Source organism: Amycolatopsis sp. NPDC088138 (genome assembly GCF_044741685.1).
Classification (GTDB): Bacteria; Actinomycetota; Actinomycetes; order Mycobacteriales; family Pseudonocardiaceae; genus Amycolatopsis.
Map to the genome: position 1 here is coordinate 100,887 of NZ_JBIUTB010000010.1, position 19,291 is coordinate 120,177.

General features: G+C 68.6%; 12 protein-coding genes. 9 read left to right on the forward strand and 3 right to left on the reverse strand.

Going from position 1 to position 19,291, the window contains the following annotated elements; genetic code table 11:
* Positions 1-11: 11 nt before the first annotated feature.
* Genes ACIOD2_RS46820 through ACIOD2_RS46830 form a run of 3 tightly spaced genes read left to right on the forward strand, consistent with a single transcriptional unit; the run spans position 12 to position 6,783 of the window.
* Positions 12-4,718 (forward strand): SDR family oxidoreductase, encoded by a 4,707-nt coding sequence (locus tag ACIOD2_RS46820; RefSeq protein ID WP_400552176.1) that lies wholly within the window; start codon positions 12-14, stop codon positions 4,716-4,718.
* Positions 4,715-6,292, forward strand: a complete 1,578-nt coding sequence (locus tag ACIOD2_RS46825) for an acyl-CoA dehydrogenase family protein (RefSeq protein WP_400552178.1) — start codon at positions 4,715-4,717, stop codon at positions 6,290-6,292. The genes ACIOD2_RS46820 and ACIOD2_RS46825 overlap by 4 nt, the downstream gene beginning before the upstream one ends.
* A gap of 23 nt (positions 6,293-6,315) precedes the next feature.
* Positions 6,316-6,783, forward strand: a complete 468-nt coding sequence (locus ACIOD2_RS46830; protein ID WP_400552179.1) for an SRPBCC family protein — start codon at positions 6,316-6,318, stop codon at positions 6,781-6,783.
* A gap of 51 nt (positions 6,784-6,834) precedes the next feature.
* On the opposite strand, the gene ACIOD2_RS46835 is transcribed toward ACIOD2_RS46830, so the two are convergent.
* Complete coding sequence (locus ACIOD2_RS46835) at positions 6,835-7,449, reverse strand: EF-hand domain-containing protein (protein ID WP_400552181.1); 615 nt, start codon at positions 7,447-7,449, stop codon at positions 6,835-6,837.
* An 839-nt stretch (positions 7,450-8,288) separates the two neighbouring features.
* A complete protein-coding gene (locus tag ACIOD2_RS46840; RefSeq protein WP_400552183.1) occupies positions 8,289-9,941 on the reverse strand; it encodes a hypothetical protein in 1,653 nt (550 codons plus the stop codon).
* A 123-nt stretch (positions 9,942-10,064) separates the two neighbouring features.
* Between ACIOD2_RS46840 and ACIOD2_RS46845 the strand changes: the two genes are divergently transcribed.
* From ACIOD2_RS46845 to ACIOD2_RS46865, 5 genes are all read left to right on the forward strand, one after another.
* A complete protein-coding gene (locus tag ACIOD2_RS46845; RefSeq protein WP_400552185.1) occupies positions 10,065-11,153 on the forward strand; it encodes a TauD/TfdA family dioxygenase in 1,089 nt (362 codons plus the stop codon).
* Between the two features lies 1 nt (position 11,154).
* Positions 11,155-11,574, forward strand: a complete 420-nt coding sequence (locus tag ACIOD2_RS46850) for a DUF2690 domain-containing protein (protein WP_400552186.1) — start codon at positions 11,155-11,157, stop codon at positions 11,572-11,574.
* A 289-nt stretch (positions 11,575-11,863) separates the two neighbouring features.
* Complete coding sequence (locus tag ACIOD2_RS46855) at positions 11,864-12,601, forward strand: cutinase family protein (RefSeq protein ID WP_400552188.1); 738 nt, start codon at positions 11,864-11,866, stop codon at positions 12,599-12,601.
* A gap of 150 nt (positions 12,602-12,751) precedes the next feature.
* Positions 12,752-14,002 (forward strand): PucR family transcriptional regulator, encoded by a 1,251-nt coding sequence (locus tag ACIOD2_RS46860; protein ID WP_400552190.1) that lies wholly within the window; start codon positions 12,752-12,754, stop codon positions 14,000-14,002.
* A 75-nt stretch (positions 14,003-14,077) separates the two neighbouring features.
* The gene (locus ACIOD2_RS46865) at positions 14,078-15,607 is read left to right on the forward strand and encodes an amino acid adenylation domain-containing protein (RefSeq protein ID WP_400552192.1); all 1,530 of its coding nucleotides are present in this window, start codon (positions 14,078-14,080) and stop codon (positions 15,605-15,607) included.
* A gap of 860 nt (positions 15,608-16,467) precedes the next feature.
* Here ACIOD2_RS46865 and ACIOD2_RS46870 read toward each other — a convergent pair.
* Positions 16,468-17,535: a phosphotriesterase gene (locus tag ACIOD2_RS46870; protein ID WP_400552194.1), complete on the reverse strand. Its 1,068-nt coding sequence runs from the start codon at positions 17,533-17,535 to the stop codon at positions 16,468-16,470.
* A 465-nt stretch (positions 17,536-18,000) separates the two neighbouring features.
* On the opposite strand from ACIOD2_RS46870, the gene ACIOD2_RS46875 reads away from it, so the two are divergent.
* Positions 18,001-18,927, forward strand: a complete 927-nt coding sequence (locus tag ACIOD2_RS46875; RefSeq protein ID WP_400552196.1) for a helix-turn-helix transcriptional regulator — start codon at positions 18,001-18,003, stop codon at positions 18,925-18,927.
* The last annotated feature ends 364 nt before the right edge of the window (positions 18,928-19,291 follow it).

Genomic DNA, 19,291 nt, shown 5'->3' on the forward strand with positions numbered 1-19,291 from the left:
GGAGGCCAACCATGTCGCAGGTTGAGGACACCGGTACCCGAGCCGTGGCCATCGTGGGGCTCGGGGCGCTCGCGCCCGGGGCGGACGACACGAAGGAACTGTGGGAACTGCTGTGCGGGAACGAATCGCGGTTCACCGGCCCGCTCCGGTTCCCCGGTGCGCCACTGCAGTCCCCCGAGGTCGAGGACCGGGCCTTCAGCGTGATCTCCGCCTACGTCGGCGAGTTCACCCCGCATCCGACGCTGGCCGCGGAGATCCAGCGAGGCGAGTGGGAGCAGGTCAACAGCGAAGTGCTGTGGCTGCGCAACGTCCTGCTGCAGGCCATGGACGACGTGACGCCACGTCCCGGTCAGCGAGCCGGCTGCTACGTGGCCGCCTGGACGGGCGGCACCCTCCTGGCCGAGGACTCCGTGCTGGTTTCGTACCTGGCGCAGCGGCTGTCCCGCCGGCTGGCCGACGACGAGGAAACGCAAGCCGGACGCGAACAGCAGCTTCGGGAACTCCTCCGGAAGCACCATCCCTACGCCGGCGCCCAGCCCTGGCTCACCATGCCGGACGGGGTCGTGCGCGGCGCCACCGCCGGGCTGCTCCCCAACGACACCGACTGGCTGACGGTGAACGCGGCCTGCGCTTCCGGGCTCTTCGCGATGGACATCGGGATGTCGAGCCTGCTGGCCGGCGACTGCGACGTCGCCTACTGCGGCGCCGTGCACGGCGTCGGCCGGTTGATGACCGTGGCCTCCACCATGCTCGAAGGCGGCCGGTCCCGGCGCAACGAGGTCCGCTCCCTCGACGTCGCCGCCGACGGGACGATGATGTCCGAGGCGGCCACGATGGTGGTGCTCAAACGATACGACCAGGCGCTCGCCGACGGCGACGAGGCCTTCGCGGTCCTCAACTCCAGCGCGATGTCGGCCGACGGCCGCGGCAAGACCGTCATCACACCCAACCCGGCCGGGCTGCGGCGGGCGATCACGAGGGCCTGGCGCGAGGCCGGGGTCACCGCGGACGACCTGTCCTGGATCCTCGCCCACGCCACCGGTAACACCGTCGCCGACCAGCTCGAGGTCGACAGTTACCAGTACCTGGCCGGCGAACGCGATCTCTGGTGCTCGTCGAACAAGTCGCTGCTGGGCCACGCCAGTATGGCGGCGGGCGGCCTCTCGGTCATCCACGCGGTCCAAGCTTTGACCCACGAGCGGATCCCCGCCCAGGCGAAGTTCACCACGCCGAACGCGGCGCTGCGGGACGGCAAGATCCACGTTCCCACCCAGCCGGTGGACTGGCCGAAGGGTGATCGGCCGCGCGTGGTCGGTATCAGCGGGATCGGCCTGGGCGGCTCCAACAGCCACCTGATCGTCAGCGACCGGATCACCAAGGCCCCGCCACCACGACCGCCGGCCGGGCCGGGGGAGCCGCTGGTGCTCACCGCCTGGAGTGCCTGGCTGCCCGGCGCGCTCGAGCCGGAGCGGGTCCGCGAATGGCTGGCCACCGGCGAGAACCCGCCCGAGCACGGTTTCGGCGAGCAGTACCCGGCCCCGTCCTTCGCCGCGAGCAAGCTGCCGCCCGCAGTGCTGGGCGTGGTCGACCGCAGCCAGCTCATGGCGCTGGACGTGGCCCACCGGTTCGTCACCGAGCACGGGGAGATGTGGGCGGACGTGCGGGACACCACCGGGGTGCTGGGCGGGGTGTGGGGACCCACGCGCAGCCTGGTCGACTGCACCATCCGGGCCTCGGCCGGGCACCTGGACACCGTGCCGTGGGACGCGGCCGAGCGGGCGGCCTACGCGGAGGAGCTGGCCGAGGTGCGCGCCCGGCAGCGCATCACGAAGGAGACGTTGCCCGGCATGGCGCCGTGCATCGGGCTGTACCGGGTGGCCAACCGGTGGGACATGCGCGGGCCGACGATGTCCTTCGACGCCGGCGCCGGCTCCGGCCTCTCCACCGTGCACGCCGCCCTGCGCTACCTGCGGCAGGGACGGATGGACCTGGCCATGGTGCTGACGATCAACGAGTCGGCGACCGCGATCGCCGCCGAGTTCACGCATCGGGACCAGGCCCGGCTGGCCGAGGGCGCGTTCCTGCTCGCGTTCGCCCGCGCCGAGACGGCCCGCGCCCACGGCTGGCCGGTCGTGGCCGAGGTCGGCAGCGCGCTCGCCCCGGTGTCCCAGACCGGGGACGAGGTGACGGACAGCCACGACTACCTGGGTGCCACGGACATCGTGACCCTGCTGCGCCGCACGGTCCGCGGGACACGCGCCGAGGTCGAGTCGCCGTCGCCCGGCATCCGGGTCACCGTCACCCCGGCCGAACCCCGGACCACCCGGTGGGTCACGGCCCCGCGACGCGCGGACGCGACCCCGCTGCACACCGCGACGCCCGCGATCCCGCCCCGGTCGGTGGTGCTGGTCAGCACTCCCGAGCTGGCCGCCGAACTCGCCGAGCCGGTCCGGGCAGCCGAGGCGCTGCTGATCCCGGCGACACTCGACGAGACGAGCACGACCGAGCTGCTGGCCCAGGTCCCAGGCCGGCAGCACGTGCGGGTCTTCGCCGACACGCACCGGCCGATCGAGCAGTGGTGCCAAACGGATCCGGGGCTGGACCGGCTGCTCGAGCTCACCCTGCAGGTCAGCCAGAAGTGCGGCGACGGCTTGGCCGAGGGCAGTTTCGCGGTCACCGTGCTCGACCCGCTCACCGGCTTCCTGCTGCACCCCGACGCGGCGCTGTTCACCGGGTTCGCCAGGAGCCTGGGCTGGGAGATCCCGCCGGAGCGGGTCCGTGCCCTGGTCACCGACGCCCCGCTGCCGCGCGCCCTGGAGGAGCTGGCCGCCGAGACCGGCAGCGACCGCGACGCCCCGCTCGTCTACTACCGCGGCGGTCTCCGGCACGTCGACACGCTCTGTCCCGCACCGATCCCCCAGACCACGGGCACGGGCCTGGGCCCGGAGCCGGTGGTGGTAGCCGTCGGGGGTGCGCGCGGGCTGACCGCGAACGTGCTAGCCGGCCTGGCCCGCCGGTCCCGCCCGGTGCTGTGGCTGCTCGGCCGCAGCGATCCCAACGCGGTGCCGGCTGACGTCCTCGCCGCCGACGACGCGGACCGGCCCCGCCTGCGCACCGCGTTCATCCAGCGCGAGCGCGAGTCCGGCGCGGGGGTGGCCGAGGCCAACCGCCGGTTCGACCACCTCTGGCGTTCCCGGGAAGCCGCCGCCACCGTGCGGCGGCTGAAGGAGCTGTGCGGCGAGGACCGGGTGCACTACCTCCAGTGCGACGTCAGCGACGCCGCCGCCGTCACCCGGGCCGCCGAGACCATCGGTTCCCGGCACGAGCGGGTCGACCTGGTGGTGAACTCCGCCGTGGTCCTGGCGTCCGCGCGCTACACCGGCAAGAGCCTGGCGGGCTTCCGCCGGGTGATCGCCACCAAGGTCACCGGCTACCGCAACCTCAAGACGGCGTTCGCCGCGCTCTTGCCCGGGATCTGGTGCAACTTCGGGTCCACGATCGTCCTTTCCGGACTGGCAGGCGAAACCGACTACAACGCGGGCAGTGAGTACCTGGCCGCCGCCGCCCGCTACGAGGCGCGGCTGCTGGGGCACACCACGGTCACCGTCAACTGGGGCATGTGGGAGGACAGTGGCGGGGCCTCCGACGAGGAGACCCGCAAGAGGATGGACGCGATCGGCGCGGCCGGGGGTATCGGCGACGCCGAAGGCGGTCTCCTGTTCCGCGCCGAGCTCGCGGCCGCGGGCAAGTCGGATCCGGCGCCGATCTACACCACCGAGCACGACCGGCTGATCACCGCGAAACGGTTCCCCGCCCTGCTCGGTGACGTCCGGCCCCCGGCGGGCTCGGCACTGCTCGGCGAACCGGCCGAGCAGACCCCCGACCGCGCGAGCTGGACCTGGAGCGCACAGCCCGGTCGTGACGACTACCTGCTCGAACACCTCATCAACGGCCGCCCGTCGCTGCCGGTCATGGTCCTGGCCGCGATGGCCGCCGAGGCGGCTGGCCGGCTCTGTCCCGGTGTGCCGGTGCGGCAGCTGCGTGACCTCACCTTCACCCAGTACGCGCTCGCGGACCCCCGGCGGCCGAAGGCGGCGCGGTACCGCGTGCTGGCCGAAACCGTCGTTCCCGGTGAGGTGGTCCGGGTCCGGCTGTCCTCCGACGTGATCGCCCCCGGCGGCCAGGTGCTGCGCACCGACCGTGTCCACGCCGTGCTCGACGTCGTGCTCGGCGAGCCGGATCCGCAGCCGGCGCCGGAGGTCTCGCCGTTCGACTCTGGCATCCGCCTGCTCGACCCGTCCTGCCGGCTCGGCTGGCCGGCCCACCTGACCGGGGTGTTCGGCAACATCGTCGACATCAGTTCCGACGACACCCGGACCCGGGCGCGGTTCCAGCCCCGGCTCAGTCCCGGGGACGCGTTCAACCACGCGGCCCTTCCGGTCCTTCTTCTGGACGCCCTCGGCCGGACCTGCTACTTCCCGGTCACGCCCCCCGGCCGGGTGACGATGGGGGTGCCGACGCGCATCGACAGCATCGACCTGTACCTGCGGACCACCGATCGCGAGCTGGCCGAACGCTATCCACTCGGTATCGACCTGCAGGGATCAGCGACCCAGAACAAGTACACGGCGACCGCGCCCGACGGAACGGTCATCGCCAGGATCAGCGGCATCCGGCGGCACTTCCTCGCGACGCTCGACCTGGCGCCCCTGCCGTGATCGACAGCCCGGCCGTTCTGCTCACCCGCACGACCACCGCGCCGGCGGCGGTGAGCCGCCGGCGCGCCGACGAGCAGATCAGCTGGCTGCGCGACTACTCGGAGCGGCGGATCAACTCGCTGCTCATCGACGAACGCCGCTGCATCCCGCCGTACATCGCACTGGACTTCGGCCGAGCGGGCCTGCTCGGACCGCTGATCGAAGAACGGCACGGCGGCACGGCGCTGCGTTTCACGGATGCCGCGCGGGTGTTCGAGCAGCTCGCCGCGATCGACACCGGCCTGGCCACGTGGGTGGTGACCTCGGTCTACCCGGGCACCCGGGCGTTGTCGGTCTGGGCGACCGAAGGGTTCAAGGCGGAGTGGCTGCCCCTGCTCGCCGGTGGCCGGGTGCTCGGCGCCTACGCGCAGACCGAACCGGGCGCGGGCAGCGACTTCGGGCGGATCACCACCACGGCTCGCCTGGCACCCGGCGGCGGCTGGCGGCTGACCGGGGAGAAGCACTGGATCGGCAACGGTTCCTGGGCCGGCGTCCTGACGGTGCTCGCCCGCGTGGCCGGCGAGCAAGGCGAGCCCACGGGCATCACGGCGTTCGCCGTACCCGCGGCCTGCCCCGGGGTACACGCAGGTGAGGAGCACCTGTCCTCGGGCCAGCGCGGCATGGTCCAGAACCGGATGCGCTTTCAGGACGTCGCCGTCCCGGCAGGGCAGCTCCTGGGCGGCGGACGGGGCGTGCTGGTCGCCAGTGACTCCATGGGCGTCTCCCGGTTCGCGCTTGCCACCGCCGCGCTCGGCGCGATGAAACGCCTGCTGCAGCTGGGGTTCCGCTTCGCCGACGGGCGCCGAGTGGCCGGCGGGCCCCTGGTCGAGCGGGCCGCCGCGCTGGCCGTGCTGGGCCGGACCGCGGCGTGCGTCGAGACCGCAGAGGCCCTCGTGTACGGCCTGGCCGAGCGATTCGACGCGGGTCTGCCGGTCTCGATGGAGTCCGTGGTCGCCGCGAAGGTGCTGACCAGCGAGTGGGCAGTGCGGGCGGCGGACGATCTCGTGCAGTTGCTCGGCGGCCGTGGGTATGACGAGGCGAACACCGCGGCGCGGCAGTACCGGGACCTCCGTGTGTACCGAATCTTCGAAGGGACCACCGAGGTGCTGCTCAACTTCCTCGGCAACCGGGCGGTCCACCAGCCCGGCCACGTCGACACCCTGCTGCGAGAGCTTGCCGGGGCGGAGATCGCCGAGCGGCTGCGCACGGCCGTGGCCGAACGCCGGATCGAGTCCGCTGTGGACCGGGAATGGCATCGGGCACTGGCGGGCAAGGCGCTCGCCTGGGCCTTCGCGGCCGGGGCGCTGCACCGTCAGAAGGGATCGGATCCCGGTGCGGTGCGCCTGGCCGAGGACGAGCTCGACCAGGCGTTGACCCGGGTGCGCAAGGCCGACAGCGGTGCACTGGCCACACCCGGACAGCTCGCGGCGGCGGTGACCCGGCACTACCGGCGGATCAGCGAGGTGGAGCTCACCATGCCCGGGGCCCGAACCAGACCGGACCTGTCGCCGACCATCCACACTGGAGGAAGCTAGTGAGCAGACTCGAGCTGCAATCCATGGAGTTCCTGGACACCGCTCCCCATCAGGTCGAGCTGTCCCACCTGTCCCCCGCGCCGGACAGAGCCGTCTTCGCCGCGCTCAAAGACATCAACCATGCGAAAGGGTGGCTGGGCGGCATCGTGTCACAGGTCGCAGCGACTTCGCCCCCGCCATACGGTGTCGGCACCACTCGAGAGGTGTACTTCTACCGGGGCCTGGTGAAGTTCGAACAGGTCTTCATCGGCTGGGAAGAGCCGCACCTCTGGTGTTTCAGTGCCGAGCGCATGCGCCCCAAGGTGTTCAGCAAGGTCGTCGAACAGGTGCGGATCGAACCGCAGGACGGCGGCGGCTGTCTGATCACCTACCGCTTCGGCGCCGACTTCACCCCGCCCTGCCGTCCGCTGGCGGGTGCCGTTGCGACCTGGGCGAAGTACGCGATCAGCCCCGCCCTGCGACGCCTCAGTGACTACGCCACCGGCTGCTGAGGCCCTGCGGGCAGGCGCGCTCGCCGGGTGCGCGCCTGCCCGGCAATGCCGTTACTTGGCCGTCCCGCCGTAAAGCCAGTTGCCGATCAGTTCCGGGTCCGTGCCGGAGTAGAAGTCCCGGAATGCGGCGACGAGCTCGTCGACGTCGAGGAAGCCGTCACCGTTGGTGTCGAGCTTGTCGAAAGCGACCTGCGCCGATTCCGGAGCCGAGCCGACCGCACGCTGGAAATGACCGAACTCGTCCGCGCTGATGACCCCGTCGTCGTCCCGGTCGCAGAGCTGACCGATGGCGACGGCGAGCGGGCGGATCGTCTCCTCCATCCCGGCGCCGGCCTCGACGAGCTTCAGCATGTGCGCGCGGTACTCGGCCTGGTCGATCACACCGTTCTGGTCGGTGTCCATCAACGCGGCGAGCCCCTTCCACCACCCGTCCGCGACCTGGAGCAGGTTGATCGCCTTGGGCGAGCCGAACGGCTCGCCGAGCGCGACGATGATCCGCGCGGCGAAGCTAAGAATGTCGGAACCGTCGACGACGCCGTCATTGTTCGTATCCGCGTGCGCGAAGCAGAGATCAATCTTCTGCACCACTGTCGGATCGATACTGGGAGCAGTTGCCATAGAACAGCCTTCCTCAAAGTTGACCGCGAAAGCGAGACACCGGAACAATTCTCGATTTTAGAGATCACGCTCACCACAGGCAATCCCGTTACCACCTTAGTGGCGACCACTCTCTCGTTTATGCAAATCACCGATAAAATGACAAGGTCGATTCACGCCATCGAGAACGTCTTCAATCGAATGTGCCCCACACGGCGCAAGCCAGCTGACTTTCCGTCGTCCTAGATCAACGCATACCACCTCAGCCCCTGCCCGAAACTCATCACCACCACCGCCCAAGGGTTGCCAGAGCAACTGACCTCTCCGCGCAGTCGGACGCGCACGATCAGCTCGTGACGCCACCCAAGAGCCGCTGGCGACGACCCCGGAATCAGCCTGAGCCAGGCGCCCTCCCCACAGACATGGCTCACCCTCGAACCCGCGAACAGGCGGACTGCTGCCAGCACCGCGCTCGATCGCCGTCGCCACGCTCCGGCAGCAAGTGGCAATCGGGCCGCCGCGCTGACCGCGACCACCGGCGTGCCCGGACTCGCACTCACACGGGCCATGGGGGCGAGCCGTATCCTGCGAACAGAACGCGAAATGATGAGTCCTGTTCGCGGGAGCCGCACCGACAAGGTGTGGTCAGGACCAGAAATGCACTGCTGGGTGACATGCCGACTACCTCGCCACTCATGCCCACGGAGGCGTGCCGGCAACGAGCTCGGTCAAGCGCGAGCGCCGGAGCCAAGTGAGGACCAGGATCATCGCCCCGGACACGCGGGCGGACATTATGTCCGGATCACCGCAGGTCAGTCAAGGCGCCTGAACTCCGCGTCGCCGTGAGCAGTAGTGCGACGGCGCAGGTCAGCCGGATCACGTGGTCGACGCAGCAGACAAGGACTCGATCACGAAGCGGCGCTGCGAAGAATGTGTGGCGGCTGATCGAGCCACCACCGGGCGGAACGGCGGACCGCTTCGGGAACATCGTGGTTCTTCCCGAGAATTTCTCGAAGCTGGACATGATGACCCTGAATTCCCATGGCATACACGATTCGGTCGAGAATGGACTCTCGATGTTTGTGGTTCTTGTAGACGTCGACATAGCTCACAACGGCGGTTTTCCAGAAACCTTCCCCGCTGACACCGCCGATATGACCGAGCGCGTAGGCGGCCGCGTCATTCACCGAGTCGGCCACTCCGCTCGCGACAACATAGCGCTGAACAGCCTCGCGCTCCCGTTGACCTCCAAGTATTCTCAATGATTCAAAAAGCGTGGTTATCCACGCAAAGTCCTCGGTAGGCCGGTTCGCAGCGACTTCTTGCAGGAGCGCAGCGGCAACACTGGCCCGATATGGACTCAAGTAGATGAGAAAGGATGCGTAAAGCCGCGCGTCGAAAACCGGATGGAAGAGCATCTCTTGAACGAGTTCCGAAAGCATTTCGTCGGTGCGCGCCTCATGAGTGCGCCCGAAGTGCACGATCGATAAATTGTAGACGCGCTGCGCCACCAGTGCACTTTTTCCCGGAGCGAGAAGGGAGTGATTTTGGTACACCGAACGAAATTCGTGATTTTGGAGCAGTTTCGGGAGAAGGGATTTGCTCGACCGATGCTGGAGATGCGCCGGGATCGCCCGAAGGATTGCAATGGCGAGTGACTTCATTTCGTTGGTCGCGGATGTTGCGTCGGTGATCGTGTCCGCCACTAGGGGTGACAATGCAGTGAGATCGGGCGCATTGAAATGGCCTTGGTGTAGCTTCCGCACGCACGCCATGAGCACACCCTTCAAGACGCGTTCGTCAGGCGGCGCTTCGAGGTAGTGGACGACATCGTCACTGGCTCGACGATGGGCCGTGGCGTCGTACAGACAGGCCGTACCCACCAGGCTCTGCACAGCGCGGTCTTCGATCGTTTCATGCAGCGCTTCGACGCCAAGCGCACCTATGGTGGGGTGTGCGAGCAGACGGTTGAGGGCCTCGAATCGCAGCATCCAGTGGACGCCGTCGGCGCAAATGATCTCGTGCATCAGCCTGTGCAGGAGTGCAGACCACGCCGACCGGGGAACGGGAACGATCGCCGACTCCTGGGCGACGAGGGCACTGAAATCGTCCCATTCGCGACCGGAAACACTTGTTTTGGAAGAGCCTTTCTCAAAAAATTCATTCAGCAGCCGAACTGCGGATTCAGGATCGGACAGTGGGCGGCGAGTCAACGCGGGCTTCGCTCTGGTCTGAGAAGACGAGTAGCGGTAGATGGTGTCGATCACCGATACGAGTGAATGACTCCGCAGATCAAGCACGTCTTCGTAGGCACGAACCCCGTTGTATGTGATCTTTGCCGCTCCGGTTTCCCAGCGCGACAACGTAGGACTGTCGACGCGACGGTCGGGAAGTTTCAGACGCCGACTGAAGGTGCTTAAGGTTCGGCAGTCAGGATCAGCGCTGTGTATGCGCGAGGTCCTGAGCAGCCATGCGGCTCGCGCGACGGCAGCCGTGTCGGCGTCCTTGCTGGCCGACGTGCCGGCCGGACGGCCGGAACGATATTTGGAGCCACCGGTCACTACCACATGATACTTGAGCTGTGAACACTTCTTGCACTATGGATTTCTCCGTGGCAATCGATCTTCGTCTGACCCCAACGGCTTCCTAGATTGATCGTCAACCAACCGCGACTTCGTCGTGCCGTGATCGATACGAAGCAGGAGACGATGAGCTCACCACCGCCGGCCCCCCTCATGACGATCGAACTCGACACCACGCAAAAACACGCGCTGACAGCGGCGATTGACGACTGCCAATACACCAACCCTGTCGCAGATCCCGACGCCTATGTGCTCGAGGCTCAACTGCTGTCCGACCACATGCCACGTTACCTCCGCGCCGCTTTGCTGGACTTGCGCGCGAAAGGCAGCACCGCAGGTGGCCTCCTGATCCGCAACGTCCCGCTCGGCAACGTCCCGGCCACTCCTGAACACGCCGACCTCGGCACCGGAACCATGCTATCGGCCGCGAAGGCGCTCAGTGTCCTGGTGGCCCCGCTCGGGGAACAGTTCGGATTCAAACCCGAACTCGGTGGTCAGATCATCCAGGATATCCTGCCCGTCGCCGGCTTCGAAGAGACCCAGCAGTCCATCTCGAGCACCTCGCTGCTGGAGATGCACTGTGAGACCGCGTTCACCGATACCCGAGCCGACTTCATCGCGCTCCTGTGCCTGCGCGCAGATCCAGAGCATCCGGCGGCGACGCTGCTGAGCCCGGTCTCGGACGTACTGGCGCGGCTCGACCACGACACGTGCAAGGCGCTGAGGCAGTCACGGTTCGCGACGACGGTCGACGGGTCGTTCCTGCGCGGCTCCGGCATACCGGGACCGTTGTACGTCCAGCCCATCAGAGTCCTGACCGGCTCGGAAGACACTCCGCGCCTGAGGTGCGATTTCGCCGAAACAATCGGCCTGGACTCTGACAGTCAGAGTGCACTGGACCGGCTTCACCAGGCAGCAAGCGAAGCCGCCAGGCGAATCTACCTCGAGCCGGGCGATCTCCTGATCGTCGACAATCACGGCTCCTTTCACGGACGCAGCCCGTTCCCGCGACGCGGCGACGGGCGCGATCGCTGGCTGCTGCGAGCGTTCATCGCGCGCGACCTCGCTCGCAGCGCGGCAAACCGTCCGGGCAACGGACGCATCGTCGAAATCGACTACTCCGGGCTCGCCGGACCCGGTGTCACGACCGGTGCGCCCGGCATCGCTCACTCATCGACGGAGGAGAATTAAGATGAAGAAGACCGTCACCTCGCTCGCACTCACGGCAGCCGTCCTCGGGGCCGGGGTCATCGCGGCCCCCGCAGCCTCGGCGGTGACGTGCTATGGCGATTACTGCTCCGGAAAGGATCCCGAGAGCAGCGGATGCAGTGCCGACGCGTACACCGTCGTATCCGCCCGCATCCCCGGCACCGGGTCCTATGTCGAACTGCGCTGGTCACCTACCTGCAAGACCAACTGGGCACGCACCAGCTGGAACGGCGACAGCCCGTCGACATCGCTACGGGCCGTGCAATGCGCAACCGGGTACACCCAGGGCTACTCCACCAACAACGGCAGCTTCTGGTGGAGCCGGATGATCTACTCACCCTCGCTCGGGGTCTCCGCCCGCTGGTCGGGATCACCCGGAGCGACAGCAACGTCCTGTTCGTAGGCGACACGGGCCCGGGAGGTCAGCGGCGGTTCGGCTGCATCGAGGGGCTGCAGCCGGGCCACGCGACGACTCACCTGGTGGAGGCGCGGGCGCTCCCGGCACGTTGTACCTGGCTAAGTGCCCGGGTGCGCCCGCCTCGCGCGACGACGTCGACGGCGAGTTCGCACCGAGACATGGCGCCGCCCGGACCCGAGTTACGTCGACCACTTTTTTGTCACAGATCCATCCGAATCCGGACGGATCTGTGACGAACTACAAACACCCGGGACGTACTCGCGACGATTCCCAAATGCGCGACATGATCTTGACCGGGCCGAGCACCGGCCGATGTACTCGGGCATCGACCACCACCACGTTCCCGGAGCACACCATGCTGTCCGCCCTCGCCCGCATCGCCCTCGGCGCCGCCGCACTGGTCGCGACGACCGCCGGAGCCGTTCCGGCGACCGCCGCCCCGGCGTCCTCCTGCAGCGATCTGGACGTCGTCTTCGCGCGGGCCACCTACGACATCCCCTACGTGGGCGTCGCCGGGGCCTGGCACCTGGCCGCTGTCCGGAGCGCCCTGCGCGGGGTGACCATCTCGTCCTACGGCGTGCGCTACCCGGCGCTCGTCAACCCGAGCGGGACCGGACTGGGGGCGGACGACCTCGTCCGTCACCTGCGGTCCACCGCCACCGCCTGCCCGGGGACGAAGTTCGTGCTCGGCGGCTACTCGCAGGGTGCCACCGTCGTCTCGATCGCGCTCGGCGTGAGGACGCGGCTGGGCGCCGGGGCGACCGTGCCCACCAGCCTCCGGTCCCGGATCGTCGCCGTGACGACCTTCGGCAACCCGATCGGCGGCGCCGGCCAGTCGATCGGCACGTCGAGCCCGGTCTACGCCGAGCGGACCCGCGAGTTCTGCACTCCGGCCGACGTCGTTTGCCGGGGCCTCGTGGTTTCGCCGGGACTCGGCCACACCGGTTACTTCTACAACGGCGATTTCGAGCGGGCGGGCCGGTTCGTGGCCGGGCGCTACAACAGAGCCTGACGCGCATTTCCTGTGGGAACCGTCACCTCGAAACCGCAGTTCAGGGTGCCGGAACAAGATTTACAAGGGTCGGGAAAACAGTTAACATACCGACGGGTATGCAGAATACCCGTCTTTCTCCGCCGACCTGGATTCGAGGTGTGATCCCCGATGAACACGTCCGTTGTGGACGGTCTGGCGCCGGCGCAGCCGGTTCCGCAGCCGCTGGTCATCGCCGGCGTTCCGGTCGACCGGGTCCTGGTGGACGAGCTGCCGGACATCGTCGAGCGAATGCTCGAGAACAACCACCGGAACAGCACCGACTTCCGCAGGCTCCCGCCGGAGTTCATCCGAGACGAGGTGCTGTCGATCAGTTCCGCCGTCGTCCGGTTGTTCGCCCGATGGCTGCGCGACGGCGCGACGGCCACACCGCGTGAACGCGACCGGCTGGCCGAGTCTGCAGGGCGCCGCGCCGAGGAGGGCATGCCCGTGGGCGTCCTGCTGGCCGGGTACTGCCACAGCCTGCAGAGCCTCTTCCAGCAGCTGAGCGCGCCGGCCGGCCCTCAGGACCTGGACGCGGTCCGTGAGCTCGGCGTCCGGCTGTTCGACTGCGTCCGGGAAGTGATGATGGCCGCCGCCGGCGGCTACGTGGAGGACGTCCGCCAGCGGACCGGCGCCGAACAGGACACGAAGCAGGTCATGCTCTCGGCTCTGCTGAGCGACAACGCGCCGCCTGCGGCGGACGTGCCGGCGTCGCGGTACCTGGTGCTGAACCTCACCGTCGGCAGGCACTCCGACGAGTTGCACCCCGGCGTGAACACGACGATCGTGACGCGCCGGGTGCTCCGGCGACTGACCAACACGTTCGCCGCGGCCAGCGATGGCGAAGCCATGGCGTCGCTGACCGCCCGGGGCGGGATCGTGCTCATCCCGGCGGAGAAGGACGTCTCCTGGGCCCGTTGGACCGAGATCGTCGAGGCGGCCGGGCGGGCGGCGGGGGTGCAGGTGACCGCCGCGGGCACCGTCGCCGCGCCGGACCGGATCCGGGCAGCGGCGGCGCAGAACACCGAGGTACTGGACGTGCTGCGCTGGTTCGAGCGCCCACCAGGGCTTTACCGCCTCGACGACGTCCTGGTCGAGTACCAGCTGACCCGGCCGGGCCCGGCACGGCGGCACCTCGCCGCCGTGCTCGAACCGCTCGACCGGTACCCGGAGCTGGCCGAAACGTTGACGTGCTACCTGGACAACAACCAGAACCGCCGCCGCACCGCCACCCGGTTGAACGTCCACCCGAACACGATCGACTACCGGCTCAGACGTATCGCGGAAGTCACTGGGCTGAACCTCACCGAGCCGTCGGGAACGCACCGGGCGATGGCCGCACTCGCCGCCCGCCGCGCCGAAACACCGCCGATGAAATGACACATCGCCCGGAGACGGGAATGCCGCATCACCTACCGCGCACGTCCTTTTCCGCACAGCGAAAGGAAATCACCGTTGACGAAGCCGGACGCTCGGTGCCTCCACGAAGTCTTCGAGCGCCAAGTCGATCTGACTCCCGACGCCCTCGCCCTCGAATGCGGACCCGTGCGCCTGACCTACCGGGAAGTCGACGTCCGCGCCAACCAGCTGGCTCGCCGGATTCGCCGGGCCGGAGCCCGCGAGCGGGACGCCGTGGGGCTCTACCTGCACCGCTCCGAACTGCCGATTCTCGCCGCCCTTGCCTGTCACAAGGCCGGAGTGGCCTACGTTCCGCTCGAGCGTGGGTGGCCGGCCGAGCGGATCGGGCACATCGTCCGCGAACTTAAGATCTCCCTCTGCCTCGGTGAAACCCCGCGCCTCGGCGCCCTGCCGGACACCATCGAGGGTGTAGAGATCGTGCCGATCGACCAGCCGTCCCTGTTGTCCACCATCCGGCTCGGTCCTGACGAGGCTCGCGTGCGCCCCACCGACCTGGCCTACGTCGTCTACACCTCGGGCACCTCGGGCCGCCCCAAAGGCATCATGGCCGAACACGGCCAGGTCAGCGAATACATCAAGGCCTTCAACGAAGTCTGCCCGACGGCCGCCTGCGACCGGGTGTACCAGGGATTCCCAATGAGCTTCGACGGTTCGGTCGAGGAGATCTGGATGGCCTTCTCCAACGGGTCGGCTCTCGTCGTCCCGGACGTCGACGCGCCGCGCTTCGGCGACGACGACGGCCGGCACGTCGCAGGTCTCGGGATCACCTATCTCTCGACCATTCCGAGCCTGCTCTCCAAGATGTCTCAGCCGATCCCCACGCTTCGAACGCTGGTCCTGAGCGGCGAAGTCTGCTCCGACCGGCTGGTCGGCAAATGGCATCGGCCGGGTCTGCGGATCTTCAACGTGTACGGGCCGACCGAAGCCACGGTCAACTCCACCGCGGCCGAATGCCTTCCCGGCCGCCCGGTGACCATCGGCCGCCCGCTCTCCGGCTACGAACTACACGTCGTCGACGAGGAACTGGCTCCGGTGCCGCGCGGCGAGACGGGCGAGCTGATCATCAGCGGCGAGACGCTCGCACGGGGCTACGTCAACGACCCCGGCCTGACGGCGCAGCGATTCCCGACGCTCGACGGCCTCGGCGACGGTCCGCGGCGCTGCCACCGGACCGGTGACTTCGTGCGCTGGAACGACGATGACGAACTCGAATTCGTCGGCCGCGCCGACGGCCAGGTGAAGGTGCGGGGGTTCCGCGTCGAACTCGCCGAGATCGAATCGGTGCTGGCCGAACACCCCGCTATCCGCTCCGCGTGCGTCACCGTCCACAACGGCTGTTCCGCACTCGCCGCCTTCGCCGTGCCCGAAGGTCCGGCGCGGGAGATCGACCGGAACTCGGTGCTGTCGCTGCTGGCGTCCCGGCTCCCGGTGTACATGATTCCCGGTCACCTCGACGTCCTCACGGAGTTCCCGCGTACGACGAGCGGCAAGGTCGATCGCGACCGGCTCCCGGATCCGGTACTTCCCCTGGTCCGCAGTCACCTCAGGAGCGCTCGACCGGCGTAAGCCCCATTACCCAACGGCATCTGCCGCCGCGAGCGTTCCACCTGTCGGAGTGGCACTCAAGTGCGTCCGCCCGCAGCGGCACACCCGTGCTGGACAACATCGCGGGGAGGCTGAGGTGACCCGGCGAGAGGGTCGGTTCAAGCTCGGACTTCCGAGCTTGAACCGGCCGGACCGGCGGGATGCGCCTCCCTCGCGCGCATCCCGCCGGAGCTATCTGGCCGCCGCGTTTCCGCCGCGATCGAACCCGCGGCTCGCCGGCACGTCCGCGGCCCGGCCACCCTCGGTGTGCCGCAGAGACGGATCCCGCGCCGGCACCTCGAAGGTCACCGCCGTCGCGGGGCTGACCGGTCGCAGCGGTGTCACGTTCACCCGGCTTCCGGCCGGTCGCCGTCCTCCTCGCGGTTCCCCCGGCCCGGGGCGGCAGCGGATCTTCGTCGCGCCGCAGGCGATCCTTTACGTCTTTGGCCGTTGCGGGGTGATGCCGACTGCGAGGCACTCCGCCGCGCGCAACCGGCCGCCGCGGGATCGACCGGCCGCGTCCTTCCGTCGCGTCCCACCCGGACGTCGGGTCCTGATGGCGCGAAGTCGGTTCGTTTGCGCAGCACGGCAACCGTTTGCCCGACGCCCCCGCGATTTTCGCGATGGTCGTGTTCGACCGATGGGGGCGCGGTGAGGATCCGCGCTGCCGCGGCCGAGCGGTCGGCTCGCGACAGCGGCAGTCCGTGTTCGGACTTCGACCGCACCGCGATGCATGCCGAGCCGGTGGACACCGATGGGCGGCACTGACGTCCCGAGCTGAGCCAGCGCCCGGACGTGCTCGTCGTCCTCCCTGCCCGGCCGGGGCAGATCGAACTCGCCGGTCATGTGGTCACACCTCCCCTTGAGGGCGCAGAAGTGTTGCCGGAAAGCATCCGGGCCGGGTTCCGGCGGAGGATCGACGCGGACGTCGCGGCCTCCACACCCCTGGCCAGCAACATCGAGGTGAAGACAGCCGGGACGAACGCCAGCCCGTTGCCGCCGTTCCTGGTCCACATCTGCTTGAGGAAGAGGTCGTGGCTGAGGAGCAGCTGGGTGCCGTAACCGCGCCAGATCAAGGCCGAGACGACGTCCGCGGTGACTTCCGCTGACGGCGCCGTTCCCTCACCGGGAAAGGTGATGTCCATGCCGATCATGTCGAACTCGAGCCAGACCCCGCGGTCCGCGAGGGAGACCTGGTACGCGGGATCCGTGCCGGAGGGGTCCATGTGCGCCAGCACCACACGATCGGCGGCCACGCCGATCTCGTCGACGACCACGTCCAGGACGGCGTGGCCCAGCCGGCGCCATCCGGGGAGGTGGATCATCAGCGGCACCCGCGGGTGATTGAGCTGCGCCAGCGCAGCGGCGCGCAGGGATACCTGCTCGCCCTGGGTGAAGGCCGGCGACACGCCGATCTCCCCGATGATCCCCGGCCGCACGTGGTGCCGCGGGTCCCCGTGGGTCAGCTCGTCGTCGATGGCCGCGCCCTGGACGTCCACGGACCGGCCGGCGTGACCTGCCTCGAACTTCTCGAAGTACGACCCGCATCCCATGACGACGGTGACACCGGACAACTCGGCCGCGCGGCGCAGACGCACGGGATCGCGCCCGATCGCCGCGCTCGGGGTGACGTCGACGATCGTTGCGCCGCCGACGGCACGGAAGACGTCGATCTCGCGCAGCACGTCTTCGAGCGCCTTGCCGCCGAGGTTGTCCCGGCTGCAGTACGGGTCGCGGCGCAGTCGCCAGGCGTCGGACGGGGATACCGGCAGATCGGCGAGCGGGTGGCCTGGTTCGCTCACCACCGCCGACAGGTCGTTGAACAGGTGCTCGTGCGGAAGCACGACTCCGAGCCGGTCGACGGGCACCGGCCCCGTCACGGTCTGGATTTCGCGGGCGTTTTCGCTCACGACTCACGCACCCGCCGAACCGTCAGTCGCTTCGGGAGCGGAGTCCGTGAACGCCCGAACCGGCGGCACTCCTGTCATCACGCCCCTTCCACACAAAGATCATCTTCGTTTGCGCAAGCCTAAGAAGGGTGTGGCGCATCGTCAATGCCCGCGGGAAAGCCTTGTACTCGTTACAGTTCGACGAGCCCCGTCCTGGTGAATCACCCAAACCACCGCGGGGACACCCGGCCAAGCCATGGTGGACGCCCGCGCTCGACGTCATCAGGCAGACCCGCGCGGAGCATTGTTGATCACTCCCTGTGTGTGCAAGTCTTCGCACACCGAAGGCGCGAGGCGCGACAAAAGCGCCCGCGCGGTCGCTCCGCGGCAAAACCGCACATCACCGAAGAGGTCCTCCTATGCCCACCGCAGTCGCTCCGCCGATACGGGAAACACGTTTCCGGTCGGCCGACTTCGACGAGTTCCGTGGCTGGTTCGAGAACAACCTCATCCCTTCCGGGAACGCGTCACCGGCCGTGCGCAGAAACCCTTCGCCGGTTCGGTGCGGCTGATCACCGCTGGGGACCTGACCCTGGTGGACATCCAGACCTCCCGGTTCCGCAGGTCACCATCGAACCATCGGACGAACTGGCCATCCTGACCGCGTTGAACCCGCGAACCCGGTTCGAAATCGGCGCCGGCAGGCACACCGTCGCATTCGGCTTCCGCCAACCGAGGCTGCTGCCGCCGCGCGCCGCCGCCTTCGCCTGCGCCTTTGCCCGCACCGAACCGGTGAAGGTCGGGAGCGTCGCGCTGAGCCGGCAGGCGGTGGTGAACACCGCCGCCGAGACCGCCGGCCTGCCCAGGAGCGGACTAGCCTTCGACTGGGAACGCACCCCCGCACCGGATCCGTGCCGGCGCTGGCTCACCACCGTCGACTACGTCCGCCAGACCGTTCTCGGCAACCCGGCCACGGCGGCCAACCCGATCATCCTCTCCGGGGCGACCCGGCTGCTCGCCACGACGATGCTCACGACCTTCACCCACAGCGGGCTCGACGACGACACCCGGCCCGAACCCGGCCCCGCCCCGGCCGCTGTTCGCCGGGCCATCGCGTTCATCGAAACCCACGCCCAATCCCCCATCACAATCACCGACATCGCCGACGCCGCCCGCATCGGAACCCGTGCACTGAACTACGCCTTCCGCCGCCACCGGGCCACTACCCCCACGGCCTACCTCCGGCGAGTCCGTCTCGACCACGCCCACCGCGACCTGCGAGACGCCGACCCGGCCGTCGGCGACACGGTGGCTGCCATCGCTGCCCGCTGGGGCTTCCCCCACACCGCCCGCTTCGCCGCCGTTTATCGCGAAACCTACGGCGTCACCCCGAACACCACACTCCGCCCCTGACCGCAACCCGGTGTATCTCGCCTCGCGAGCTTTCGCTCTCGCAGGTTGATGAACAGTCGGCGCAACCCTTGTCACAATTCACAGATCTCGCGACCACATTCGATAGCAAGTCCCATGGCCTCGCCGGTGTCCCGCATCGATTGACGATGTTTACAATCGTCCTCGGGTAGTCTGATTCCGGCCGCATTTCGACCGTGGTCACAACCCCCAGATGAGACCCGGCGGGGCCGCCGGGAAAAGACGTGACGCAGGCAACTGCACGCCGGCGTCGCCCGGATGAATCGCCCGCTCCTCGCGAGCCGCCCTCGCCAGGAGCGGGCGACCGGAGTGCGCGCGCGACGGCCCACTCGCTCCGCGCAGGTCG

Excerpts from the sequence above, each read along its gene's own strand:
- ACIOD2_RS46820 (WP_400552176.1), top strand. The coding sequence starts at position 12 with ATGTCGCAGGTTGAGGACACCGGTACCCGAGCCGTGGCCATCGTGGGG.
- ACIOD2_RS46830 (WP_400552179.1), top strand. The coding sequence starts at position 6,316 with ATGGAGTTCCTGGACACCGCTCCCCATCAGGTCGAGCTGTCCCACCTG.
- ACIOD2_RS46850 (WP_400552186.1), top strand. The coding sequence starts at position 11,155 with ATGAAGAAGACCGTCACCTCGCTCGCACTCACGGCAGCCGTCCTCGGG.
- ACIOD2_RS46855 (WP_400552188.1), top strand. The coding sequence starts at position 11,864 with ATGCGCGACATGATCTTGACCGGGCCGAGCACCGGCCGATGTACTCGG.
- ACIOD2_RS46860 (WP_400552190.1), top strand. The coding sequence starts at position 12,752 with ATGAACACGTCCGTTGTGGACGGTCTGGCGCCGGCGCAGCCGGTTCCG.